Consider the following 23,378-nt stretch of genomic DNA (forward strand, 5'->3'; position numbering starts at 1 on the left):
TTAAACCGTACTTGCACACCAGTGTGAGTCCGGTTTTTTAACAATCATTTCCGGAATTATTGATTGAATCAGATCCTGCATGATCGGTGGAGAGAAAACTCGTACAAAAAAAAGGAGATTTTATGTTTAAGGAGAAACTTACTCGTAATTATATCTACGGCGGGATATGGATTACATCCTATTTTTGCAGTATTTGCATATCATGGGGGCACTGAGGAGTGCTTTATGCGCCATTCAATCGGGTTTTTATTATTTTACGGGTCTGTAAAATTAGGGAGCTAGACTCTAAATATAAGCGCTTGACTTGGCTTCCGATCCGGCAAAAATGGTGATCGGAGAAATCCTTAATGTAGATGGCAGACGTAATAAGTAATATAAGGAAAGAATAAATAAATGCATCCCTCGGTAAACCAAAAGCAAATCCAAAAGCATTCCTTTTCTTGCTAAAGAGGGAATGCTTTTGGGTTATCCGAATCATATAAGGGGAAATGACAATGTATATACCTAAGGCTTTTGAGGTCAATGAAAAAAGGAAATTAGTAAATTTTATTAAAGATAATAGTTTTGGGATTTTATTTACTCAAAATGAGAATGGTCCTTTTGCAACACATTTGCCTTTTTTAATTGATGAGAGTAAATACGATAACGGTGTTCTAATGAGTCATATGGCGAAAGCAAACCCTCATTGGAAGGATTTAGGGGATAAAGAAGTCCTTGTTGTTTTTTCTGGTCCTCATGCCTATATTTCTCCGTCATGGTATGGGGAATTCAATACCGTACCTACTTGGAATTATGTAGCTGTTCATGTGTACGGAGAATTTAAGGTAATTGATGATAAAGAAGAAGCAAAAAAAATTATAGAAGATACTGTTAACTTTTATGAATCATCGTTGCCTAACCCTTGGTTAGTAAATTTTGAAGATAAGTTTATAAATGAATTGATGAATGGTTTGGTTACTTTTGAGATAAAAATTAATAAGGTTGAGGGGAAATGGAAGTTAAGTCAAAATCATTCAATACAGAGACAACAAAACTTGGTTAATGGTTTACTATCCAGTAATAAATACAATTCCTTAGAAATAGCAAAATTAATAGAAGAAAATATTAGATTGGATGCACATTCGAAAGAATGATAGAAAAAACCCCCTATTCACAACAAAAACTGTATGAGTAGAAGCGGCATATGCTGTATCATTTAATTTGTATTTAGTCAAGAAGTCGGGGGGTTCTCACTGTTTACTCCGATTCTGAAAATCGGATTGGGCCTTCAAGTCTCGTCGGATAGTCAAGGATATGTTTTCCCCCCATATGTTCGTAGAAACCTACTGCATGACGTTCGGCTGCCCACTCCATGTACTTCGCGTCCAAATGAGAGGCACGCTGGAGTGCATGGGTGAAGAGGGCACGACCAACACCCCTAGCCTGTAAGATCTGAATTTGTATTCGTTTACCTCCACTGCGAGGATGTTTTCTCCGGAGAGAAGATGTTAATAATAGAGTACGCACAAGATAAACTTTTCAGCATCTCAGCTTTTTACGATTCAATATGAAATTTGCAGATGTGAAACAAAAATGTCAAACGACTGTCAAAATCATTCCGAGCAATATAGATAGGAATTTTTCTCCTTTATTAGTATGATAGATACTGAGATCATGCAAACGGAGAGGGGATCTTTCTTGAAAGCAGCTTACCAAGCTAAACGTAAGCACATATCACAAATCTTGGATGCAATTCCTGACGGGGCGGATCTGATTATCCCCTTGGCCAATGGGGAACCGGATTCATTGCTTCAAGCGATCGATGAACAAGGGACCCGATGGAAAAACGTGCGAATCCATCAAATGCATGATTTGAAAGACCGTGCCTATATACAAGGCGAATACAAAGGCCATATCCAATACATCAGTTACTTTCTGAGTCACGCTTCACGGAAGTCATTTTTAAACGGAACATGCGACTTGATACCCAACCATTTTCATCAGATGCCTCAAATTCTGCGACAAACGGCCCGAAATCCCATTGTTCTTGCCCAGAGCTCACCAATGGATGAAGAAGGTTACTTTTCTCTTGGTACCAATGCGGACTATGTAGCGACTTTCATCGGAGAAGCGCCCATCTATCTGGAAGTTAATCAGCAGATGCCTAGATCATTCGGACAAAATCAAGTGCACATCAGTCAAATCGAAGGATTTATTGAAGTAGATCGTCCGTTGCATGAGGTTCATTCCACGACTATCACCGATGTGGAGCGTAGAATCGGAGAGTTCGTGGCCGAACGAATTTGTGACGGAGATACGATACAGGCGGGGATCGGCGGCATTCCGGATGCAGTCATTGAGTCATTAACGCAGCATCGGGATTTAGGGGTGCATACCGAACTTTTGACGGATGGCATGGTTCATTTATTTGAAAAAGGCGTCTTTACGGGGAGTCAAAAACGAACCCATCCTGGAAAGATGGTCGCGACGTTCGCGTTGGGTTCAAAGCATTTGTATGAATTTATGCATGAAAACGATGTGATTTGCTTGTTACCGGTCGATCAGACCAATGATCCACGCTACATTGCCTTCGAAGATAATATGGTATCGATTAACGCCACAACGGAAGTGGATCTGTTCGGTCAATGTGCTTCAGAAACCATTGCAGGCCGATACTACAGTTCTTCCGGTGGGCAAGTAGACTTCGTCACGGGGACTCGATTTGCGAAAAACGGAAGGAGCTTTTTGTGCTTACGTTCTACGGTTAAGCAGGAGTCGATTACCTGCATCAAAGTATTGTTGACGACAGGCTCCATCGTGACGACATCCAAAAACGATGTGGACCACATCGTTACAGAGTATGGAGTCGCCGAACTCCGTGGTAAAAGTCTTTCGGAACGGGCCAAAGCGTTAATCCGGATTGCGCATCCAAAGTTTCGGGATGAATTAACTTATGAAGCGAAGAAAAGTGGAATCCTGATCTGATTCGTATACATAAGAGAAAATACAGATTATTATAGAGTTATTGGTTTAAACAATTAAACGAATAAACAGGTCCTCCTTGTTGGTTATAGACAGGGAGGAGTTCCTTTGCTCAACGGGAGATCCGAGGCATTCATGTTTACGAGTCGGATCAAATTGCCGCTCTAAGTTTGACGGGAAACGATGAATGGAGTGTGGATATGAAACGATTAACTCCCTCAACTGAGGAAGCCTTAGAACTTTTTCGTCAATGTACTCCGCTTTTTCAAGCATTAGGTGACCGCATTCGTCAAAGCATTATCCTTCTCCTTGCGGAACATGAGTCTTTAAATGTTAATCAGATCGCTGAGCAGATTCCCTTGTCAAGACCGGCGATTTCCCATCATCTCAAGATTTTGCGGGAAACAGGGTTGGTCTTAGTGAACCGAAAGGGAACGGAAAATTTCTACTCCCTTGAAGTCGAGGAATCAATAAAGTTGTTAAAAAAACTTATCCAAGCGGTTGAAGAAACTTGCTTTTAAGATTGGTATTTTAGTCTATATATGTTTAATAGTTTAAACGAATAGACGTTTCTTTCACGCAAAAATGAAAGGACGATTGAGAGAAATTGGAGGAATCATCGAATGAAAGAAACAGTGCTGATTACAGGGGCTTCATACGGAATCGGAAAGGAATTGGCCGAACTTTATGCAAAAGATGGATATCATCTGGTCCTGATTGCACGCAGTAAAGATAAACTGCAAAAACTCGCGGAGGATTTTTCCGCTAAATACAAGATTGAAGTGAAGGTCATCTTGAAAGATTTGGAGGATCCATCCAAAGCGTACGAAATCTATGAAGAAGTAAGAAAAGAAGGGATCCAAGTCGATTATTTGGTGAATAATGCTGGCTTTGGATTATATGGCGAGTTTATAAAAACGGAACTCCATGACGAGCTAAATATGATCGACCTGAATATAAAAACGCTGACAGCGTTGACCAAACTATTTTTGCCTGAGATGATTCGCAATCGGCGTGGAGGCATTCTTAACGTGGCTTCGACAGCGGCATTTCAACCGGGACCTCTCATGGCCGTCTATTACGCGACAAAAGCCTATGTCTTGTCATTCACAGAAGCTTTGGCCAATGAACTGAAAGGTACCGGGGTCAAGGTAACGGCTTTATGTCCAGGACCGACTGAAACCGGGTTCAGCGAAAGGGCCCATTTGGAACAATCGAAGTTGTTTCAAACTGGCGTAATGTGTGCAAGAGACGTGGCACGAATTGGCTACAAAGGATTTCTTCAAGGAAAAACACTCGTCATTCCCGGATTCAAAAACCGTCTCCTGTCATTTTGCGTAAGATTCCTGCCACGCAAAGCAGTGACACAGATCGTCCGTCACATACAAGAATGGAAACCTGCAAATTCCATTCATTCGTCGAATACAGTGTCAAAATAAACTCTCGAACTTTCATAAAAGAGAGTTTGGAATAATGGTGGCTTTAGGAAGAGACTTTCAGATTATACTAGTGAACCCTTCCTTTCTACCCGTGGGGGACGCCTGCCACGGGTAGAAAGGAAGGGTTTTTTCTGATCATAAATTTTTACGCCCGTGAGTATTAGTTGGTAAGCAAATCAGATCTCATCTGCGGGGGAGGGCAGATCATGTGGACGCAAAATTTTGATCCGCTGCATCACATCGGCATCTCCGCGCTCGTGGCCGCGATTCCCATTTATTTTCTTTTCTATGCGTTGGCCGTGCGACGTATGAAGGGGCATGTGGCTGGTGTCCTGACAGCCATTCTGGCGATCCTCGTGGCTGTTGTCGAATATCGGATGCCGGTGTCCCTGGCGCTTGGCAGCACTGTTTATGGGGCATTATACGGTTTATTTCCTATCGGATGGATCGTGGTAACCGCCGTTTTCCTGTACAACGTGACGGTGAAAACCGGTCAATTTGCTGTGATCAAAGAGTCGATCGCCCGGATCACAGACGACCGGAGATTACAGGCCGTTCTCATTGGTTTTTCGTTCGGAGCGTTTCTGGAAGGGGCGGCCGGGTTTGGAGCGCCCGTCGCCATCGCGGCGGGAATGCTGACGGGGGTGGGTTTCCATCCGCTTTACGCGGCGAGCCTTTGCCTGATCGCCAACACGGCGCCTGTCGCATTCGGGGCGATTGGTATCCCAATCATCACCGCGGGGGCGGTAACGGGACTGGACGCTAACGGGATCAGTGCCATGGTTGGTCGCCAGCTTCCCTTGCTCAGTCTGCTTGTCCCGTTCTGGCTGGTCAAGATCATGTGCGGCTGGAAAGGGGTCAAAGAAGTGTGGCCCGCACTTCTGGTCAGTGGCGGATCCTTCGCGCTGACCCAATGGTTCACCTCCAATTTCATGGGTCCGATGCTTCCTGATATCCTCTCTTCCGTCATTTCCATGATCGCCACAGGGCTGGTATTGAAAGTCTGGAAACCGAAACATGTGTGGCGTTTTCCCAATGATGAGGTGGAACCAACAACCGTCCGCAGGCAGATCACGGCGGGCGACGTGCTGAAAGCTTGGTCTCCGTTTTTGATTCTGACCCTCTTCGTGGGAGACTGGGGCATTCAAGCGGTCAAGAATCTGCTCGAGAGAGTGACCGTCAAATTTCATTTTCCGCTCGTGGATGGGGCGATCCTCGCGCCGAACGGGAAAGCGATCAGTGTGATCTATACGTTCAACTGGCTGTCCGCCGCCGGTACGGCCATTCTTCTCTCCGCGCTGCTGTCGATGATGATCCTGAGAGTATCCCTTATGGATGGGGCGCGCATCTTCGCAGACACGATTCGCCAACTGGCAAAACCCTTGATGACGATCATGGCAGTGCTTGGATTTGCTTTTCTCGCCAATTATTCGGGGATGAGCACGACCATGGGGAAAGCCCTGACTGTCACAGGTTCCGCGTTCACCTTTCTTTCCCCGTTTCTCGGTTGGCTGGGGGGCTTTATCACGGGGAGCGACACGTCGGCCAACGCCCTGTTTGCGCAGCTGCAGGCCGTGACAGCTGCCAACCTCCACCTTCCGCAAGTGCTGATGGTGGCGGCCAACTCTTCGGGCGGGGTGACCGGGAAGATGATCTCGCCGCAGTCGATCGCCGTGGCCGCCGCCGCTGTCGGTCTGATCGGCAAGGAAGGCGAGTTGTTTCGCTTCACCGTCAAACACAGCCTGTTTTTCGCCGCCATCATCGGGGGCATCACCACGCTCGAGGCGTACGTCTTCCCGTCACTGATTCCGGAGACGAAGAAAGCGGTTTCAACAGTTGGCGGCGCGGCATCGACTGGAACGGGGATCTGGATCCTGCTTCTGTCACTGCTATTGGTCGTACTCTCGGCTGTATGGGCGAATCGAAGGAAAAAGGCGCAGGGATAATCGGTTGAATGTCATTCTTTCATAAAAGTACCTCTTCCTTCCGCTACAGGATCAATGATCCTCCAGGATATCCTGTAAGGAACGGAGGAGGTTTTTCTCATTCATTCTCGTGGAGAACTTTGACAACAGGCGGGGATGAATTTTTTTAAAAATCATACTACTATACAAGTATATTCGTATGAAAATCATTGGTTGGATTGCCGGATCGGACTCACAGGTCGCGCCGGCAAGGAACGAGTGGCGATCACGTTTGTCACCCCACGCGAAATCGACCACTTGCGCAGAGTCTTTCAGGCGTATTTAGCCAAGAAGAAAAAAATGAGCGTGTAAATCATTTCATCTTTACGCCTGTTTTTGCGCAAACCAGGCTTTTTTCGATTTGACAAAAGAGGGTGAAATTGTTTCAATTTAATTATTTATTAGAATAATAGGTGAATCGACAGCAGAAGTTTAGAGATCTTGGCAGGGGGCTCAGGTATGTTACGGAGCGATTGGAAGGAAATCCTGTCCGAACAGCAGATGCAGGAGGAGGTGACTCACCCCTTCGGGAACGAGGGGCGCTGTACCGTATATCCGGAATCGGAAGAGGAAATCGCCGAGATATTGAGGTATGCCAACGAAAAAGGGCTCTGCGTGATCCCGGTCGGTGGGGGACGAAAAAGGCATGGGGGTGTACGAGATAAGGTGGATCTGCAGCTCTCTCTTTCCGCCATGAAAGGAATCGTGGAGCATTCTGCGGGGGATATGGTGGTCACGCTGCGGGCAGGGACGAAAGTCAGGGAGGCATCCGAATTCCTCTCCCACTTTGGACAAATGATTCCCCTCGATCCACCCCATCCGCATCGGTCGACGGTCGGCGGTGTGATTGCTGCCAATGAAAGCGGTCCCAAACGCTTGCGTTACGGCTCTGCAAGGGACCATGTTCTCGGGATGCGCGTCGTCCTTCCGAACGGACAGATCATCCGTACCGGCGGAAAAGTGGTCAAGAATGTGGCGGGGTACGACATGAACAAGTTGTTGATCGGTTCCATGGGCACGCTGGGTATCATCACGGAAATGACGCTGAAGTTACGCCCGCTCCCCAAATATGAGAGCCTGATTCTTCTTTCCTTTTCCAGAAATGACATACAGGTCTTGCAGGACTACGTACGTACGTTGCTCGACTCGCCGCTCGAACCGGTTTCCTTGGAATTGCTCAGCCCGGCCCTGAGTCAAAAACTGACGGGAATGGACGGGTATACGCTCGTCGTCGCTTTTGAAGATGTGGAACCTGCAGTGCGCGACCAGGAGGCGTGGGTCCTGTCCCATCGTCCTGCGGGGACCGAACGGCAGATTTTGCGGCAGGAAGAGGCGGCCGTTTGGTGGGGGGAATTTGTCTCCATTCCCCCGCAAACGGCGATAAACGACCCGCAAGGGGCGGATGTGGCCCTGAAAATCGGTAGTCTGAATAGGGATGTGCCCGCAATCCTATCATTTTGCGATCAGCATCACGGTCGCGCGCTCGCCGTCGAAGCGCACGGCGGGGGTGGGCACGGGATCACTCGCGTTTTCCTCAAGGGGGATGAAGGAGATATCGCCATGTTCGTTCAGGAGATGCGTGCGTTTCTGAAGCAGCGGGGAGGTTATGCTGTCGTTCAGCATGCACCTCTTTCGTTCCGACGGCGTGTTGACGTCTGGGGAGAGAAGCCAGCCTCTTTTCCCTTAATGGAAGGGATCAAGCGAGCCTTCGACCCCCATCAGATTCTGAATCCGAACCGTTTTGTAGGAGGTTTGTGAGATGAACTTGAGGGAAGAAGCGGCGTCAGACGCAAGAGTCCATTTCCGCTGGGATGATCCGCCGAGGGAAGACCTGTATTCGGCCTGTGTCCACTGTGGCATGTGTCTCGAAGCATGCCCCACGTACGTCGAAACGGGACTTGAGCACCAGTCCCCGCGCGGACGGGTCTATTTGATCAAAGCGGTGGCGGAAGGCCGTATGGAAATTAACGAACATTTCAGCGACCCGATTTTTACCTGCTTGGATTGCCGGGCTTGTGAAACGGCCTGTCCATCCAATGTGCAGGTCGGACAATTAATTGAGGAAGCGCGGGGGCAGATCCGACAGGCGATTCCGCTGACCGGATGGAAGGCAGCCGTCCAGGCCTTCTTCCTCCGGGGGATCTTCCCCCATCCCCGGCGTTTGCTCCTGTTGGGCCGCATGACTCGTTGGTATCAGAAAAGCGGCCTGGGCAAGGCGCTCCGCCAAACGGGCGTGCTCAAAGTCCTGCCGTCGCATCTGCAGGAGATGGAAACCGTTTTGCCGCCGATTCATCCGCCGGTAACGCAAAGATTTCCCGAGGTCATACCCGCACGGGGGACTGTTCGAAAGCGGGTGGCCTTGCTCACCGGTTGCGTGATGGATGTCGTTTTTGCGGAGGTTCATGAAGCGACCGTGCATGTCCTGACTCGGAACGGCTACGAAGTCCTGCTGCCGCGCGGGCAGCGATGTTGCGGTGCCCTTCACATCCACGCAGGGGACCGGGAAACGGGGAAAACATTGGCGCGGCAAAATATCGACGCCTTTTTGGCGGCTGAGGTGGACGCCATTCTGGTCAATGCGGCCGGTTGCGGAGCTGCCCTCAAAGAGTACGGGGAATTGCTGCACAACGATCCGATGTACCGGGAAAAAGCGAAACGTTTTTCCGCAAAGGTCGAGGATGTGTCCCGGTTTTTATATGTGAACGGATATGAAAAACCGAAAGGCCGGCTGGACACCCGTGTCGCTTACCATGACGCGTGCCATCTGGCACATGCGCAGGGGATTCGCCTGGAACCGCGCCGGCTTTTGGGGGAGATCCCCGGGGTGGAGTTGGTGGAGATGCCGGAGGCGGACCGTTGTTGTGGAAGCGCGGGGATCTATAATCTGACCCATCCGGACATGGCGGGAAAATTATTGGAGGAGAAGATGAGGAACGTGCCGGAGGAAGCGGACTATATCGCCATGGGCAATCCGGGATGCATGTTGCAGATGGCGGTGGGGGTCCGGCGGCTGGGAAGGAAACAGAAAGTGGTGCATACCCTGCAGCTTCTTCATTGGTCGTACATGAAGGAACAGGATACGAGATACTGACATCAGATTGATAAGGAAGAAAATAGAGAAGAAAAACGGGAAGGAGGTCCGGAAACATGCCGCCGGAGGATTCTGTCATTCAGGGGTTGATTCAGTTGGTCGGCCCGGGGGCTGTCTTGCATCGGCAAGAAGATCTGATGGCGTATGAATGCGACGGGTATACGGTTCACAAAGCGGTTCCACGGGCGGTCGTTTTTCCTTCGACGACCGAGGAGGTTTCCGCTGTTGTGAAATTCCTGCATCAACGGAAAATCTCGTTCGTTCCGCGGGGAGCGGGAACCGGGTTGAGCGGCGGGGCCATTCCTCTGAACGGGGAAGTGATCATCAGCCTCGTCAGAATGAAGAAGTTGTTGCACGTGGATTATGAGAACCGGAGGGCTGTCGTTCAACCCGGTTTTGTCAACCTGAAATTGACCCACTCGATCGCCGGCAAGGGATATTATTATGCGCCGGATCCCTCCAGCCAGTATGCCTGCACCATCGGCGGCAATGTGGCGGAAAATGCCGGCGGCGCCCACTGCTTAAAGTACGGCGTGACGACCAACCATATCCTAGGCTTGGAAGTGGTGCTCGCGGACGGGGAAGTGGTGGAATTCGGCGGGATGCCAGACCAGCCGGGTTATGATCTGGTGGGCCTCCTTACAGGTTCGGAGGGGACGCTGGGGATCGTGACGAAGATCACGGTGCGGATCCTGAAAAATCCGGAGGGGAAAAAGACGGTTCTGGCCTATTTTGACCGGGTGCAGGACGCCAGCCAGGCGGTTTCCGATATCATTGCGGCCGGCATTGTTCCCGCCGCTCTGGAAATGATGGACCGGATCGCCATCGAGGGGGTGGAAGCGGGCAATTATCCCGTCGGGCATCCGAAAGATCTGGAGGCGCTCCTGTTGATCGAAGTCGATGGGATCATTGCCGGTCTTGATGAGCAGATCGACGAAATCCGGAAGATCTGTCACAAGCGGAATGTGCGGGAGATCAAAGTGGCGGCCGATGAGCAGGAACGGGGGAGATGGTGGGCCAACCGGAAGACGGCATTCGCGGCGATGGGAGCCATTTCCCCCGATTATCTGGTCCAGGACGGCGTGATTCCGCGGAGCCGGCTGCCGGAAGTATTGGCCAAAATCGATGAGATCAGCAGGCAATCGGGCCTGCGCATCGCCAACGTATTTCATGCGGGTGATGGAAATCTGCATCCCCTGATTCTGTATGATGCGAGGATTCCCGGGCAGACCCAACTGGCGGTCGATGTGGGCAGCCGCGTGTTGCAGGCGTGTGCGGAAGTAGGCGGTTCGATCACCGGGGAGCACGGGGTCGGGATTGAAAAGCTGGAAGAGATGCGGCTGATTTTCACGGATGAGGAATTGGCCGCCCAGATCCGTATCCGCGACGTCTTCAACCCGCATCAACTGTTGAATCCCGGGAAACTGTTTCCGACCCCGGGACGTTGTGCGGAAATGAAAAAAGGGACTCAAACGGAAAGAGGGCGCTCGTCATGAGCGCCCTTGTGCGTTGGCTAGAAGTTTTTCGCGACTTCTTTCGCGCATTCGATCGCTTTTTGCTTGATGTTTTCAGCTTCCTGCGGCATTTGAGCCATTCCTTCCACGATCACCGGCTGTAGAGACCGGGGCTTGACGAACCTAATTCACAACCTACCACTCAACTGTTTTGTCTGCAATAATTCCGTCTGTTTTTGTATATGCAGTGAGTGACCCTTCTTTTGGCTGGATACATATGTAGTAAAAGGTCCTCAGAAGATTTATTCCGTATTGCGTGTACTCCATCTGGACAACACGGATCGAAGTTCCTTCTTGAACCTGCATAAAAAAGAGCCAAATGGCTCTTTGAACGTGTTACCCCTTAACCAATCCTGCTCTCAATTTGTTAACGCCAAATTCCAAATAACCCTTTAAACAGGTTAACATATAAACCCAGCCTTCTTTGTTACCTAACAAATTACTTATTAGTTCATCATCATTTTCATTAAAACCTTCTTCGTTAACTTCAACAATTGTACTCGCATTATCCAACTCTTTCAGCGTAATCGTTACAACATTTCCTTCCCCATCTGCACCCCACTGGAAAACGATTTTCTTATTTTCCTCGATTTCCATTATTTTTATATCAGCTTGTGCATCGTATTCATCATATCTCAATGTAATCGTCTTGCCTTGTTCCCATCTTTCAGAACTCGATGAGAACCAAAAATTCCCTATTTTTGAAGGGTCAACGAAGGCTTCAAACACTTCATTAACGGGCTTGAATATTTTAATTTTCGTAAGGTTGTTCATAAAGAATCCCTCTTTCGTCTAGTTTTCATGCACCCTTTAATGACGGAAACCCACTGCTTGGAATTCGGGGTTTACTGCTTCCTTGTTTCCGATGTACAACTTCCGGCAACTCACTGGCGTCGCGTCAACTCTTAAGCATTAACGACCATTTCTCGTTGTTACTATGTTACTATTGCGTCTGACCGATGCTCTTGAGGAAATTTTGGACCTCCGCTACGTACCTATCAGGATTGTCGTAATATATCGCATGACCGGCGTTGATATGAACGAGGGTTGTGTTCGGTCTCCTATGAGCCATTTCTTCCGCATGTTCATATGAAAGGACTTTGCTTCGCGTGCCGTGTAGGAGAAAAGTAGGAACCCTGGAGGCTAGCCAGTCGTGCCAGTAGTCACCATTGAGTTCACGCTGCGAAATGATCATGTCTTCGGCTACGAAAGGTAACCCCCAACCATCTTCGTACTGACGCATTGAATACGCGTGAGCCGGCCCCAAGTGACCCAAAGCCGCAATTAGTGCCTCCCGCGTCGGCGCTCTGTGTGGCCAGCTAGCCACAAACGTCAGGTCATTGTCAACAACCGCGCCGATATCTACAACGATAAGAGCGAGAACTCGTTCGGGTCGACGAGCCGCTAATCGGTAAGCGACCACGCCGCCGAGTGAGTGACCGAGAATTACGGCTTTCTGCACACCCAGATAATCCAGCAGTGCTAACGTGTCGTCGACATACCGGTCATTTGCGAAGCTAGACGGCCGACTGGATTCACCGTGCCCCCGCTGATCCAGCGCGATCACGCGGTAGTCATCGCGGATCGCATCGGCCAGACCTTGCACGAAACGCCCTTCATTCATGTGGCCGTGCAATGCCAGAAGAGGCAGCCCGTCACCTCCGTAGTCAATGAACGACAACGTAGTATTGTCAGGGCCCTCAAAAAAACCTCTCGTGTAATCTCCTTCAGGTTTAGTAATATTTTTTTGCATTTATTCCCCACATCCTTTCATTTAGTGCTGATACCCGTTTAAAGGCCGGTTAGCCTCAGCCAGCCACTCTTTTCCGAGTGGCCCCATATTTACTTTTGGTTGCTGTACCCCCGTACTGTTGAGCGCGGTTTCCTCAAAATATCGGCTATTTGTGAGAGAGTAAACGTTTTTAACGGTTCCATCGATTCACTCACCACTTCCCGTTATCGTATAATCGTTGCCGTTTAATATACGACCGTTTTCGAATGTCGTATAACCGTCGCCATTCGTTTTTATCGCCGTTATTTGTCGCTGGGTAAATTATAGCACGATTGCTCACCCATCCCACTTAGTAGAGAAAGATCGTGTAAAAGTAGTCCAGCCAAGTGCCAATTGAAAGCCCCCAAGATAATCCTTTGATTCCAAACTTGACAAGTGCTCCGTAATGACAAAGACATGCGTAGCCTTATATTGCACATAACTTTTCCGTTCAAAGATGGTACTTTTTATAATGGAAAATTGATAAACAAGGTATCATGATGATTGAGTACCTTCGTGTAATAGGATAGGGGCTCGTGGGTCTAAAAAATGGTTTTTCTCGTACTGTTTATTCAGAAGAAGAAAGTCAGTGTAAAAAGTTTGATGATTTTGTTCTTTACATACACTAGGGGGGTATTGTATATTCTTTGTGGGAGGGATCATGTATGGAACCCACGGTAGTTAATCAAAGTGAAAGGAATTGCGAAAATTGTCATGCGGAAGGTGTAAGAAAGAGCCATCATTCTGAGAAAATGAAGGGAAATCTAATTGCCCGCTTAAACCGTATTGAAGGACAGATTCGCGGCGTAAAAGGGCTCATTGAAAAAGACACTTATTGTGATGATGTTTTAAACCAGATTGCGGCGATACAATCGGCATTGAATGGTGTCGGTAAGCTTTTGCTGGAAGGACACATGAAGAGCTGTGTGGTGGAACGGATCCAAGCCGGCGAGCATGAGGTCATCGACGAATTACTGATTACGGTGAATAAATTATTGAAATAGTAGCATACATCGGAGGAATTTACATGCAACAAGTAATACTTTAAGTAAACGGGATGTCTTGCCAACACTCTGTCAATTCTATCGAGAAAGCCTAGGAAATCGGGGCTTCCGAACAAGTCGACCTGTGAGCAAACTCAGTGGCCGTGGAATATGACGAAACGAAATTATCTTTGGATACGAGTAAGGGAGCCATCGAAGACCAAGGTTACGATGTCGCTTAATGGATAAGCGAGGCCGCTCGCGGGCGGCCTTCCTTTTCACAAAAACACATACCCTATAGGGGTATGAGGGGGTGAATTCAGTGCAAAACGCGGAAACGCAAAAACATCAGCAAATAACTTTACAAATCACCTGAATGACGTGCGCTGCTTGCGCCAACCGAATTGAAAAGGGCCTCAACAAGTTGGAAGGCGTGTCTGAAGAAACTGTAAACTTTGCGATTGAGCAGGCATCCGTTACATACACCCCCGCAAAAGTAGGCCTTCCTCAAATCCAGCAAAAGATCAAGTCTCCAAGGTAAACGTCACGTGTAAGTTGCAAGGTTAACCGGTACCTAAATGGTGTTGATGATAGGCTTTTTTAAATGAAAGTATACGGTACCCAGGTATACTATCCGTACAGGTCAGCATTTGTTGGAAAAAAGATATAAAGGAGGAATTAGATCATGAAAAAAGCAGCCATTTTTATTTTACTTTCAACAGCGCTAGTAACGGCGTGCGGAAAATCAGGCAGTTCGATGGAGGGCCATTCCTCGCATAACGAAACGGCAGGAGTTGCTCATGATCATCACACATATGCAGAGAAAGAAGGAGAGATTGAGGCTAAGTTTACTCTGTCATCTGAAAATCCTCGGCCCAATCAGGACACAACCCTAACAATTCAAATTCAGGACAAGAACGGCAAGCCGATCGAAAAATTTGATACGGTACATGAAAAACAATTGCATCTTATTGTTGTTAGTAAAGATCTTTCTTTCTTTAACCACATCCATCCCGAGTATAAAGGTAACGGACAGTTCACAATCACCACGACGTTTCCTACAGCTGGGGAGTTCAAAGCAATTGCCGACTTTACCCCAACTGGCATGGGAACCATGAATAAAAGTCATTGGTTTACAGTTCAAGGAAACGCAACGGCATCAAAAGCCATTGATCCAGATGAAACGTTCACCAAAGTAGTTGATGGAAAAGAAGTTACGCTTACATTTGATCAGTTAACGGCAAATAAGGAACTAAACATGAACTTCAATATCAAAGATGCCCAAACGAAGCAGGATGTTACTGATCTTCAGCCTTTCCTAGGCGCAGTTGGGCACGTTGTTATCTTAAGTCAGGACGCTGAGAATTATCTGCACGTGCATCCGATAGATGAAAAAGCAAAAGGACCAGATGCTAAATTTATGACGACGTTCCCCCATAGCGGAGTGTATAAGATTTGGGGACAATTCCAACAAAATGGCAAGGTATTTACAGTACCGTTTGTTGTAAAAGTGCGATAAAGCAGTTTATCTGATTGTAAATGATGAAATGGAGAGTCTTTTGGGAGCGGTTAGCGGTTTCGATACAACGATCATAAAGAGGAGGAGATTCAGTTGTTGAAGTTATTGTTTCGTTTCTTTGTTTATGTATGTATTTTCGTTGTTTTTGTGGGAGGGATCGGATGGTTTGGATATGATCGATCCTATAAGGATTTTTACGGGACCGTTTTCGATAAACAAGTTCCTTCATTACAAGGAGTCAAACCACCAACGTATGACCCCAATAAACCGACAGTGGCGGTTTTATTAGCGAATGTAGACACGGAAGTGTTTGACTTTATGATTCCGTATGATCTGTTCTCTAGGACAGAAGGTTTTAATGTATTTGCCGTGGCCCCGGACAAAAGCGTGAAGTCGTTATCGGGCGGATTGGATGTGGTACCGCACTATTCTTATCAAGAACTCGACCAATTATTAGGTAAGAGTCCCGACATTATCGTGGTCCCTTACATGCCAATCGTTGACGAAAAGAAGTATCAACCTACCCGTGAATGGATTCAACAACATTCCAGCAATAAAACTACTTTATTAAGCATTTGTGGCGGATCATGGAATCTTGCAGATGCTGGTTTATTGAAAGGGAAGTCAGCAACGACACACTGGCAAGTGATGCCTGGGCTCATGAGGAGATATCCGGAAACGAAATGGAGAGAGGATCTGCGGTATGTTCACGATGGGAATATCGTGTCCTCGGCTGGTCAAACTGCAGGAATCGATGCTGTCCTCTATGTCATTTCACAAAAATTAGGCGAACCCATGGCGGCAAAAATAGCGAAAGAAATCCATTACCCTTCTTACCAATTTGTTCAAAATCCAAAGGTAGATCCGTTTCATATTGATCTGCGCTTTACAACCTATGTTTTAAACTACGCATTTCATTGGAACAAGGAAAAGACAGGTGTGCTGCTATATAACGGTATGGAGGAAATCGCATTGTCTTCTATATTTGACACGTATGCAGATACAGGAACGACACAGGTCTTAACAGTTTCAAGCTTGCATGCGCCTATTGTTACAAAACATCACCTTAACCTGGTCGCAAGATATCAAATTTCGAATGCCCCGAAATTAGATAAGATGATCGTTTCAGGAGCTGACGCAAGATCGTTAGCTGCGGAGGATATAAAACACTGGAACGAACAGGGCCATGCGAAGGAGCTTCTGTTCATGCATAGCGATTCGCCGGACAGATATGTTTTTGAAGCTCCAATGGAGGATTTAGCGAAGCAGGAGGACTTGTTAACCGCTCAACATGCGGTGAAACGACTAGAATACCGTGCAAACAATCTCAAGCTTGAAGGCAATGCACTACCCCTTGAAACTTATGGCAATCTGCTTTTGACCACTGTAATATCAGTGTTGGTAGCTTTATATATCGACAGACGATTCATCATAAAGAAGAGAACTTCCAATTGAAGTAAAGCAGTTTGTTAGCCTAAAAAATTGCCGTTACAATTAGCGCTGTGAACCATATCACAAGTAACACGTTGATAATTCGCTAATCGGGATCAGGGTGGGGCAGTGGGCCGGCTGCTCCATCCGGCAGTATTTCAGTAGCACACGCTAATTACAGGAAAAATAGAAATGTGGAAACCATATTTTGTCGTAATCATGTATCGATTTATTGATATAGCTAAATTGAAAAATATTGGAACAAAGGAACAAGCGGATTCAGAAAATGTCCGATTCAGAGCATAATGATTTCATCGGGACGGTTCCGGGTTATTCTATAAAGTGCATAAGTCTGGATCAGCAATAAATCGTCTTTAGTTTGTATCATTCATATTTTTGTAATTTCCGGACACTAGAAGGAGATGGAGATAATGAAGATTGCCACTTCACTTAATACGCTGCAGCAGGTTGCTCTGCATTTGTCCGGAAACCCAGTATCTATTAAGGTACATTATTGGGGAGGGCAACTTCGCCACCAAGATAATCCGCTACACAAGCATTCGTTTTTTGAAATATGCTATGTCTTAGGGGGGAGAGGTGTCTATTGGGAGGCTGGCCGGGAGTATCTGCTACAAAAAGGTACGATATTTTGTTCGCGACCTGGTAACATGCATCAAATCCATAAAGGTGATAACTTGTTTCTCTTATGGGTGGGGTTTGAAATTGATGAGGCTGGGTCGCAGACGGCGGGTATATCCATGTTTGAACGGTTGGCCCAAACTCCACACTTTTATGTCTCCGGCGCCGACGATTCCCCGGCCGCCTCAATTTGGAGAGCGCTGATGCAGCATGCGGAAGCTCCCCATCCGTCCATGACAGGACTGATAATATCCCTCGCCCACTCCCTTATTCTATCGCTCCAGACGCTGTTCTGTAAAACTAACCCGGTGTGGGGGGAGTTGCTTCATACTCGTTCCAGCGTACTGCTTCATCAGGCAAAGTTGTTCATCAAGGACAACCTGGCACAGCCGCTGTCGCTGGTTGACGTTGCCAAATACCTGCACATTTCGCCACGTCACTTGTCCCGCCTGTTTAGCGAGCAGTATGGCGTATCTTTTACGTCCTTTGTTCGCAGGGAACGGGTACGTACGGCTGCAGAGTTGCTACGTTCCACAGACCTCGCAATCAAAACGATTTCCGAGGAGAGTGGCTTTTCCTCGGTGCATTATTTCACGCGAGTATTTGCCGCGGAAATGGGCATGACTCCCGGAGAATACCGAAAATTATCACTTTCTAACACCAAAGACGCTACCTGAACTGGCACAAGAGGAAGTGTATTTCGCAAACTGCAGCGAGGCACGAGCCGCTGAAGCGACTACCATCTACGAAGGTGAGCCAGGGTATCGTCCGAAACTAGACTGTGACAATAGTGGGATTGCGTGCGAGTAGACAAGAGAAGCCCTTCTCGTGGGAGAGGGGCTTCTCTTGTCTGAATTTGTATTTTGTATATGTTAGGTAAACCGGAACTATATCAATGAGATCATTGCAGGCATTAGCATTCCGTAGAGTCCTTTTAAGATGCCGGGCTTTTGAAGTATATTGAATCGGTTTACTTCGCCGTGTATGAGCTTTTCCTTTGGAGCTATTGTTTTATTGTGTGCCTAGGAGATTCATACAAGCTGTGCAACATCTGGGATGCCAAATAGGCCACTATATGTGTTCGTTCGTGCAGAGATAGGATTCATACGCAAGATCATGCTTGACTTCCCCAATAAATGTCTCAATTTGTCAAATAGGCGCTTAGCTTACAGATCGCCGGTTTCCACCAGGAAGGGACGGTTCTCGGTTGCAATTTTCTCCCTGTGAGTGTGATGCACTGAATCGGCGATGACACGTTTACTTTAGCAAGATGTCTTCAAAATACAAAAACATGTCTTTTTTTTGAAAAGACCAATATTCTGTATTCCTAATACAATACATAGTGAGAAGGATAATTGCATGAATTTGTAAGGAACGTGTCAATTTTTACAAAGAAAACGGCAACTTTGCTGATTAAAGGTGTCTTTAAGTGGAAGATAAAGGAGGTTTGAATGAATGCAAAACAAGAAAATTAATTGGGGGATTTTAGGTACAGCCGAAATTGCGGAAGTTCAAGTGATACCAGCAATCCAAAAATCTAAAAATGCCAACCTTTTAGCTATCGCAAGTCGTAGTGGTAAAGAGCGGGAATTTTCAACAAAGTACAATATTCCTAAATCTTATAGATCATACGAAGATCTGTTAGAGGATCCAGAAATAGATATAATCTATATTCCATTACCTAATGATTTACACTCGAAATGGGTTAAAGCTGCTGCATATCATGGGAAACATGTGTTGTGTGAAAAACCAGCTGCCCTAAACGTACAAGAAACAAGAGAAATGATCGAAATATGTGAAAAGCACAATGTACTTTTTATGGAAGCTTTAATGTACCAATTTCATCCTCAGCACCAGAGGGTTAAAGAAATGATTCAAGCAGGTGTTATAGGTGAAATCGTGCTTATGCGTGCATCCTTTACATTTATGTTGAAAAAATTGGAGGGAAATTTTAGGTTGAATCCTCAGCATCGCGGGGGAGGAAGTATATACGATATTGGCTGCTACTGTATTCACGCGATTAGGGAAATTATGGGGGAGCCTACGAAAGTATCATGTATAGCAAATATGTCCTTAACCCACCAAGTTGATTGGTCTGCAATTGGAATTCTTGAATTTGAAAACGGTGTAAAATCTTATTTTGACTGCGGTATGAATATGTCGACACGTCATGAGTATGAGATTGTCGGGACGAAAGGATCGATTCGGGTTCCTAAAGCGTTTATACCACAAGAAGATGGAGAAGGCATTATTCAACTTATTGATCACACTGGAAAAATTGGAGAGGAAAAATATTATGGAAACTATTATTTACTCGGTATTGAATACCTTTCAAATTGTCTTCTGGAAAATACAAAACCACAATATACCAAAGAAGGTAGTATAAATAACATGAAAGTGATCGATGCTTGTCTTGCATCCATCGCAAGTGAAAGTGCATTCATAGAATTAAATTAAAATAAATTTAGAGGTGAAAAATATGTCAAAAAAAATCAACGTTGGCATTATTGGCGCAGGAAAAATAGGTAAATTACATGCAAATAATTTATCCACTTTTGCAGAGGTGAAGATTAGGGCAATTTCTGATGTATATATTGACCAAATGACAGATTGGGTGAGCACATTTGGGGTTGATTATGTCACTACTGATTACAAAGATATTTTGCATGATCCTGAAATTGACGCTGTACTCGTTTGTACCCCAACCAAAATGCACGTGGAAATCGTACTCGAGGCAGCTACATTCAAAAAACATGTATTTTGTGAAAAACCAATAAGCTTTATCCTCGAGGATACATTGAAAGTGCTGCGAGCGGTAAAGGATGCGGGCATTCTGTTTCAGGTCGGTTTCGTAAGAAGGTTTGATCATAACTTTAAAAAGGTGTATGAATTGGTTCGGCAGGGTAGGATAGGGACTCCTCATATTATACACATTTTTTCAAGGGACCCAGAACCAGCCCCAAAGGAATATGTGAAGCACTCAGGTGGTATGCCTTTTGATATGACGATCCATGATTTTGATATGATCAGATATTTAACGCAATTTGAAGTGGAAGAGGTTTATGCTCAAGGATCTGTTTTGATTGATGAATTTTTTAGAGAATGTAATGATATCGATACAGCTGTTTATTTATTGAGGTTTACTAATGGGTCACTAGGTGTTATTGACAACAGTAGAAAAGCCGAGTATGGGTACGATCAACGAGTGGAGGTTTTTGGTTCGAGAGGTTCAATTACAATTAAAAATGATGTGGATAATTCTGCAGAAGTAATGACGAAAGAGGGTGTGCTTTCAGAAAAACCAAAGTGGTTTTATCTCGAAAGATATAACGAGGCGTTTAAAGAAGAGCTAAAGTCATTCCTGAAATGCATAGTAACGGGACAAGAACCCATTGTAAATGGTAATGATGGGTTACAAGCTGAACTGATGGCTCATGCTGCTGCAAGATCCTTGAAAGAAGGAAGGCCTGTTAAAATTCAAGAAATACTACTTGAAAGTACGGGAAGAATTCCGAGACTATAATTTCGCATCACTATGATCAAGTGGGTTTAGCAAGCATATTTATTATAACTTTAATAAAATTAAATATTTTTTGGTTGTTAGAACCCATTTCGTGATTGTTTACTATATTTCAGATGATAAACGACAAAATTAATTTTTTAAAATTATGAAAGATAATACTCATCGCGTACAATTCGGCGTATTCGAGGCTAAACTGACATCGTCTTCACTGATCAGCTTGCGAAGGCGGATCAACAAGGTCTTAAATCCTAAGGAAGACAGCGTCATTTCCTATTCGCATTGTGAAAATTGCAAGGATCGTGTGATAAGAGACGGGAGCAGTTATTCAGCTTTTGAGGACGAAGATTGGTATTACATCTAGTGAAAATTGAAGATGAAGCGGCGGAAATCTTTTGAATCCGAATGAGAGCGAAGTATCCGTACAAAAATGGCTGAGATTGCTCGTACCAGACAGAACAAGGGATTCACGTCGATTCTTCGTTTTAAGCAGAGCACAAAATTAACTCTTGAACCAGGCGCTCGCAAACTAATATTATAATACTTGTGAATACTTGATTTTCACGAGGTACCGTCATAAAAGAAGGGATTCCCCAAGGGGAATTGGAACGTCGTAAAGCCGGGACAGTATTTCGCGGCGATGTCACGTCATAAAAGAAGGGATTCCCCATGGGGAATTGAGACAAGGATGATTAACGAACAAACAAAAAACTGAGAATTTATCTACTGTACATCTCGCGGGGAATGACATAGGACTTTTCCATCTAAACGGATTTTATCCGGATTTCATTTTGTGGTTGCATAACAATCAGATGTTTTCATGCATTTTTCTTTTCTCCCCCTTCCACTGAATTAAGGATCGAAGCCGCAAGAAAGGCGACGGAGGAATGGCTTGCGAAACTGGCCCCCATGGTACGTCTGGAGAAGGCGACGCTCAAAGACATCGAATGGTGGCTGCGGAGGATTCAGTTCAGCGTGGAAATGTACAAGTAATGCTTCAAGTAAACGGATGTCTTGCCAACGCTCTGTCAATTCTATCGAGAAAGCCTAGGAAATCGGGGCTTCCGGACAAGTCGACCTGTGAGCTAACTCAGTGGCCGTGGAATATGATGAAACGAAATTATCTTTGGATACGAGTAAGGAAGCCATCGAAGACCAAGGTTACGATGTCGCTTAATGGATAAGAGAGGCCGCTCGTGGGCGGCCTTCCTTTTCACAAAAACACATACCCTATAGGGGTATGAGAGGGTGAATTCATTGCAAAACGCGGAAACGCAAAAACATCAGCAAACAACTTTACAAATCACCTGAATGACGTGCGCTGCGTGTACCAACCGAATTGAAAAGGGCCTCAACAAGTTGGAAGGCGTGTCTGAAGCAACTATAAATTTTGCGATTGAGCAGGCATCCTTTACATACAACCCCGCAAAAGTAGGCATTCCTCAAATCCAGCAAAAGTTCAAATCTCTAGGATACGATACTGTTAAAGAAACAGCAGATTTGATAATACTGGTATGACTTGCACAACAAGTGCCGCCCGAATTGAAAAAGGACTAAGCAAATTGTCAGGCATCACCAAGGCAAACGTCAGCGTGTAAATTGCATGGCTAAGATGATAGGCATTTTAAATGAATGTATACGGTACACGGGTAGACTACCTGTACAGACTAAACCGAAAAATCAGGGAATCTCCTGATTGCAGCGTGTAGACAAAGTACCAAAGGTACAAGGTCTACACGCTGAAGCGCTATCACATTGATAGTACTTTTTATATGAGATAAAATCCAAGCGATCTCGGAATTCAAAGATTTCCTACATTTTTCTTGACAAGGCTTTTAAGCTATGTAAAAACTCTTTATGGGTGATATATATTGAACAAGGTATTGTTAACTATTGTTGTCATCATTGGTATTTATTTTGGACTACACTCTAATTTAGGGGAATTATCATCTGGTATTTCAGATCGAGTAGGTTCTGTATTTAATACGGTAAAACAAATTGAGTCAGCAAATTTAAATACTAATCTTGATGATGATTTTTCTATACAAGGAGTACATATTGGCGATTCCAAAGCAGAAGTTTTTAAAAAGATGAACCAGTCTTATAATCCAGACTGGCTGGAAGATGACAGTCCTATTGGTTTTTATGAAGGTGTTTTTGTATTCCAGAATCGTAAATTGACTGAAATTCATTACAGCGAAGGCTCTCAAAACTTTCACGCTAAAAGCGGCGTAGGTATAGGTTCATATCCTAAAGACATAATTAAAGCTTATGGAGGAAAGGGACTTTGGTTAACGAATAACGGGGTTATGCTATTGAAAAATAATCACATTCATGTTGTTTTTAATTTTTATCCAACTCACTGTAACCAGATCGCTGTATATGATAATACATACGGAGAAGATAAACTTCCGCCCAATACTGATGGTTGGGGACAGATTGATGCAGATGGAACAATTCATTGGACTAACGGTAAAACAAGCAACTATTTCTCTCGAAAATAACATCAATCCAACCACGAAGTGAGGGGATGTTATCTTTGTTTC

At 45.6% G+C, this 23,378-nt stretch carries 24 protein-coding genes and 2 pseudogenes; 23 read left to right on the forward strand and 3 right to left on the reverse strand.

What is annotated here, in order from left to right; translation table 11 throughout:
- The first annotated feature begins 494 nt into the window (after positions 1-494).
- On the forward strand, positions 495-1,133 hold the full coding sequence (locus tag DNHGIG_RS16815) for an FMN-binding negative transcriptional regulator (RefSeq protein WP_282200676.1): 639 nt from the start codon (positions 495-497) through the stop codon (positions 1,131-1,133).
- 103 nt (positions 1,134-1,236) lie between these two features.
- Here the strand turns inward: DNHGIG_RS16815 and DNHGIG_RS21105 are convergent, their stop codons facing one another.
- Positions 1,237-1,506, reverse strand: a complete 270-nt coding sequence (locus DNHGIG_RS21105; RefSeq protein WP_369414728.1) for a GNAT family N-acetyltransferase — start codon at positions 1,504-1,506, stop codon at positions 1,237-1,239.
- Positions 1,507-1,677: 171 nt separating this feature from the next.
- Between DNHGIG_RS21105 and DNHGIG_RS16820 the strand changes: the two genes are divergently transcribed.
- The 8 genes from DNHGIG_RS16820 to DNHGIG_RS16855 all read left to right on the forward strand — a co-directional run bounded on the left by DNHGIG_RS16820 (position 1,678) and on the right by DNHGIG_RS16855 (position 10,951).
- Complete coding sequence (locus tag DNHGIG_RS16820) at positions 1,678-2,964, forward strand: acetyl-CoA hydrolase/transferase family protein (RefSeq protein ID WP_282200677.1); 1,287 nt, start codon at positions 1,678-1,680, stop codon at positions 2,962-2,964.
- A 197-nt stretch (positions 2,965-3,161) separates the two neighbouring features.
- Positions 3,162-3,482 (forward strand): ArsR/SmtB family transcription factor, encoded by a 321-nt coding sequence (locus DNHGIG_RS16825; protein WP_282200678.1) that lies wholly within the window; start codon positions 3,162-3,164, stop codon positions 3,480-3,482.
- A 102-nt stretch (positions 3,483-3,584) separates the two neighbouring features.
- Positions 3,585-4,400 carry an SDR family NAD(P)-dependent oxidoreductase gene (locus DNHGIG_RS16830; RefSeq protein ID WP_282200679.1) on the forward strand — a complete coding sequence of 272 codons (816 nt, stop codon included), beginning with the start codon at positions 3,585-3,587 and terminating at the stop codon, positions 4,398-4,400.
- A gap of 206 nt (positions 4,401-4,606) precedes the next feature.
- The gene (locus DNHGIG_RS16835) at positions 4,607-6,346 is read left to right on the forward strand and encodes an L-lactate permease (protein WP_282200680.1); all 1,740 of its coding nucleotides are present in this window, start codon (positions 4,607-4,609) and stop codon (positions 6,344-6,346) included.
- 135 nt (positions 6,347-6,481) lie between these two features.
- The gene (locus DNHGIG_RS16840) at positions 6,482-6,676 is read left to right on the forward strand and encodes a hypothetical protein (protein WP_282201494.1); all 195 of its coding nucleotides are present in this window, start codon (positions 6,482-6,484) and stop codon (positions 6,674-6,676) included.
- A gap of 147 nt (positions 6,677-6,823) precedes the next feature.
- On the forward strand, positions 6,824-8,122 hold the full coding sequence (locus DNHGIG_RS16845; RefSeq protein ID WP_282200681.1) for an FAD-binding oxidoreductase: 1,299 nt from the start codon (positions 6,824-6,826) through the stop codon (positions 8,120-8,122).
- A 1-nt stretch (position 8,123) separates the two neighbouring features.
- The gene (locus tag DNHGIG_RS16850) at positions 8,124-9,455 is read left to right on the forward strand and encodes a (Fe-S)-binding protein (RefSeq protein WP_282200682.1); all 1,332 of its coding nucleotides are present in this window, start codon (positions 8,124-8,126) and stop codon (positions 9,453-9,455) included.
- A gap of 56 nt (positions 9,456-9,511) precedes the next feature.
- Positions 9,512-10,951: an FAD-linked oxidase C-terminal domain-containing protein gene (locus DNHGIG_RS16855; RefSeq protein ID WP_282200683.1), complete on the forward strand. Its 1,440-nt coding sequence runs from the start codon at positions 9,512-9,514 to the stop codon at positions 10,949-10,951.
- A 354-nt stretch (positions 10,952-11,305) separates the two neighbouring features.
- On the opposite strand, the gene DNHGIG_RS16860 is transcribed toward DNHGIG_RS16855, so the two are convergent.
- Both DNHGIG_RS16860 and DNHGIG_RS16865 read right to left on the reverse strand, forming a co-directional pair.
- Positions 11,306-11,743, reverse strand: coding sequence for an SRPBCC family protein (locus DNHGIG_RS16860; protein WP_282200684.1), 438 nt, complete (start codon positions 11,741-11,743; stop codon positions 11,306-11,308).
- A gap of 169 nt (positions 11,744-11,912) precedes the next feature.
- Entirely contained in the window at positions 11,913-12,722 is an 810-nt protein-coding gene (locus DNHGIG_RS16865; protein WP_282200685.1) for an alpha/beta fold hydrolase, read from the reverse strand.
- A 683-nt stretch (positions 12,723-13,405) separates the two neighbouring features.
- On the opposite strand from DNHGIG_RS16865, the gene DNHGIG_RS16870 reads away from it, so the two are divergent.
- The 14 genes and pseudogenes from DNHGIG_RS16870 to DNHGIG_RS16930 all read left to right on the forward strand — a co-directional run bounded on the left by DNHGIG_RS16870 (position 13,406) and on the right by DNHGIG_RS16930 (position 23,336).
- On the forward strand, positions 13,406-13,744 hold the full coding sequence (locus tag DNHGIG_RS16870; RefSeq protein ID WP_282200686.1) for a metal-sensitive transcriptional regulator: 339 nt from the start codon (positions 13,406-13,408) through the stop codon (positions 13,742-13,744).
- Between the two features lie 53 nt (positions 13,745-13,797).
- Positions 13,798-13,965: pseudogene (locus tag DNHGIG_RS16875) on the forward strand (copper chaperone).
- Between the two features lie 134 nt (positions 13,966-14,099).
- Positions 14,100-14,264 (forward strand): cation transporter, encoded by a 165-nt coding sequence (locus DNHGIG_RS16880; protein WP_282200687.1) that lies wholly within the window; start codon positions 14,100-14,102, stop codon positions 14,262-14,264.
- Between the two features lie 144 nt (positions 14,265-14,408).
- The gene (locus tag DNHGIG_RS16885) at positions 14,409-15,242 is read left to right on the forward strand and encodes a DUF8832 domain-containing protein (RefSeq protein WP_282200688.1); all 834 of its coding nucleotides are present in this window, start codon (positions 14,409-14,411) and stop codon (positions 15,240-15,242) included.
- A 93-nt stretch (positions 15,243-15,335) separates the two neighbouring features.
- Positions 15,336-16,697, forward strand: a complete 1,362-nt coding sequence (locus DNHGIG_RS16890) for a DJ-1/PfpI family protein (protein WP_439647751.1) — start codon at positions 15,336-15,338, stop codon at positions 16,695-16,697.
- Between the two features lie 407 nt (positions 16,698-17,104).
- Positions 17,105-17,989 carry a helix-turn-helix transcriptional regulator gene (locus tag DNHGIG_RS16895; RefSeq protein ID WP_282200689.1) on the forward strand — a complete coding sequence of 295 codons (885 nt, stop codon included), beginning with the start codon at positions 17,105-17,107 and terminating at the stop codon, positions 17,987-17,989.
- A 16-nt stretch (positions 17,990-18,005) separates the two neighbouring features.
- A complete protein-coding gene (locus DNHGIG_RS16900; RefSeq protein WP_282200690.1) occupies positions 18,006-18,122 on the forward strand; it encodes an excalibur calcium-binding domain-containing protein in 117 nt (38 codons plus the stop codon).
- 645 nt (positions 18,123-18,767) lie between these two features.
- Positions 18,768-19,769, forward strand: coding sequence for a Gfo/Idh/MocA family protein (locus DNHGIG_RS16905; RefSeq protein ID WP_282200691.1), 1,002 nt, complete (start codon positions 18,768-18,770; stop codon positions 19,767-19,769).
- 22 nt (positions 19,770-19,791) lie between these two features.
- Positions 19,792-20,835 carry an inositol 2-dehydrogenase gene (iolG, locus tag DNHGIG_RS16910; protein WP_282200692.1) on the forward strand — a complete coding sequence of 348 codons (1,044 nt, stop codon included), beginning with the start codon at positions 19,792-19,794 and terminating at the stop codon, positions 20,833-20,835.
- A 145-nt stretch (positions 20,836-20,980) separates the two neighbouring features.
- Entirely contained in the window at positions 20,981-21,196 is a 216-nt protein-coding gene (gene cas2 / locus DNHGIG_RS21110) for a CRISPR-associated endonuclease Cas2 (RefSeq protein WP_369414729.1), read from the forward strand.
- Between the two features lie 645 nt (positions 21,197-21,841).
- Positions 21,842-22,009, forward strand: a pseudogene (locus tag DNHGIG_RS16915) (copper chaperone).
- Between the two features lie 134 nt (positions 22,010-22,143).
- Positions 22,144-22,350 carry a cation transporter gene (locus DNHGIG_RS16920; RefSeq protein ID WP_282200693.1) on the forward strand — a complete coding sequence of 69 codons (207 nt, stop codon included), beginning with the start codon at positions 22,144-22,146 and terminating at the stop codon, positions 22,348-22,350.
- On the forward strand, positions 22,347-22,430 hold the full coding sequence (locus DNHGIG_RS16925; RefSeq protein ID WP_282201461.1) for a cation transporter: 84 nt from the start codon (positions 22,347-22,349) through the stop codon (positions 22,428-22,430). Before DNHGIG_RS16920 ends, DNHGIG_RS16925 begins: the two co-directional genes overlap by 4 nt.
- 273 nt (positions 22,431-22,703) lie before the next feature.
- Positions 22,704-23,336 (forward strand): hypothetical protein, encoded by a 633-nt coding sequence (locus tag DNHGIG_RS16930; protein ID WP_282200694.1) that lies wholly within the window; start codon positions 22,704-22,706, stop codon positions 23,334-23,336.
- Positions 23,337-23,378 lie beyond the last annotated feature (42 nt).

It is taken from the genome of Collibacillus ludicampi (genome assembly GCF_023705585.1).
GTDB lineage: Bacteria > Bacillota > Bacilli > Tumebacillales > BOQE01 > Collibacillus > Collibacillus ludicampi.

Bases quoted from the DNA above. Each gene is read 5' to 3' on its own strand.
- DNHGIG_RS16880 (WP_282200687.1), top strand. From the start codon at position 14,100: ATGACGTGCGCTGCTTGCGCCAACCGAATTGAAAAGGGCCTCAACAAG.
- DNHGIG_RS16855 (WP_282200683.1), top strand. From the start codon at position 9,512: ATGCCGCCGGAGGATTCTGTCATTCAGGGGTTGATTCAGTTGGTCGGC.
- DNHGIG_RS16845 (WP_282200681.1), top strand. From the start codon at position 6,824: ATGTTACGGAGCGATTGGAAGGAAATCCTGTCCGAACAGCAGATGCAG.
- iolG (WP_282200692.1), top strand. From the start codon at position 19,792: ATGTCAAAAAAAATCAACGTTGGCATTATTGGCGCAGGAAAAATAGGT.
- DNHGIG_RS16815 (WP_282200676.1), top strand. From the start codon at position 495: ATGTATATACCTAAGGCTTTTGAGGTCAATGAAAAAAGGAAATTAGTA.
- DNHGIG_RS16870 (WP_282200686.1), top strand. From the start codon at position 13,406: ATGGAACCCACGGTAGTTAATCAAAGTGAAAGGAATTGCGAAAATTGT.
- DNHGIG_RS16840 (WP_282201494.1), top strand. From the start codon at position 6,482: ATGAATTTTTTTAAAAATCATACTACTATACAAGTATATTCGTATGAA.
- DNHGIG_RS16885 (WP_282200688.1), top strand. From the start codon at position 14,409: ATGAAAAAAGCAGCCATTTTTATTTTACTTTCAACAGCGCTAGTAACG.
- DNHGIG_RS16920 (WP_282200693.1), top strand. From the start codon at position 22,144: ATGACGTGCGCTGCGTGTACCAACCGAATTGAAAAGGGCCTCAACAAG.
- DNHGIG_RS16905 (WP_282200691.1), top strand. From the start codon at position 18,768: ATGCAAAACAAGAAAATTAATTGGGGGATTTTAGGTACAGCCGAAATT.
- DNHGIG_RS16835 (WP_282200680.1), top strand. From the start codon at position 4,607: ATGTGGACGCAAAATTTTGATCCGCTGCATCACATCGGCATCTCCGCG.
- cas2 (WP_369414729.1), top strand. From the start codon at position 20,981: ATGAAAGATAATACTCATCGCGTACAATTCGGCGTATTCGAGGCTAAA.
- DNHGIG_RS16895 (WP_282200689.1), top strand. From the start codon at position 17,105: ATGAAGATTGCCACTTCACTTAATACGCTGCAGCAGGTTGCTCTGCAT.
- DNHGIG_RS16830 (WP_282200679.1), top strand. From the start codon at position 3,585: ATGAAAGAAACAGTGCTGATTACAGGGGCTTCATACGGAATCGGAAAG.
- DNHGIG_RS16865 (WP_282200685.1), bottom strand. From the start codon at position 12,722: ATGCAAAAAAATATTACTAAACCTGAAGGAGATTACACGAGAGGTTTT.
- DNHGIG_RS16825 (WP_282200678.1), top strand. From the start codon at position 3,162: ATGAAACGATTAACTCCCTCAACTGAGGAAGCCTTAGAACTTTTTCGT.
- DNHGIG_RS16925 (WP_282201461.1), top strand. From the start codon at position 22,347: ATGACTTGCACAACAAGTGCCGCCCGAATTGAAAAAGGACTAAGCAAA.
- DNHGIG_RS16860 (WP_282200684.1), bottom strand. From the start codon at position 11,743: ATGAACAACCTTACGAAAATTAAAATATTCAAGCCCGTTAATGAAGTG.
- DNHGIG_RS16850 (WP_282200682.1), top strand. From the start codon at position 8,124: ATGAACTTGAGGGAAGAAGCGGCGTCAGACGCAAGAGTCCATTTCCGC.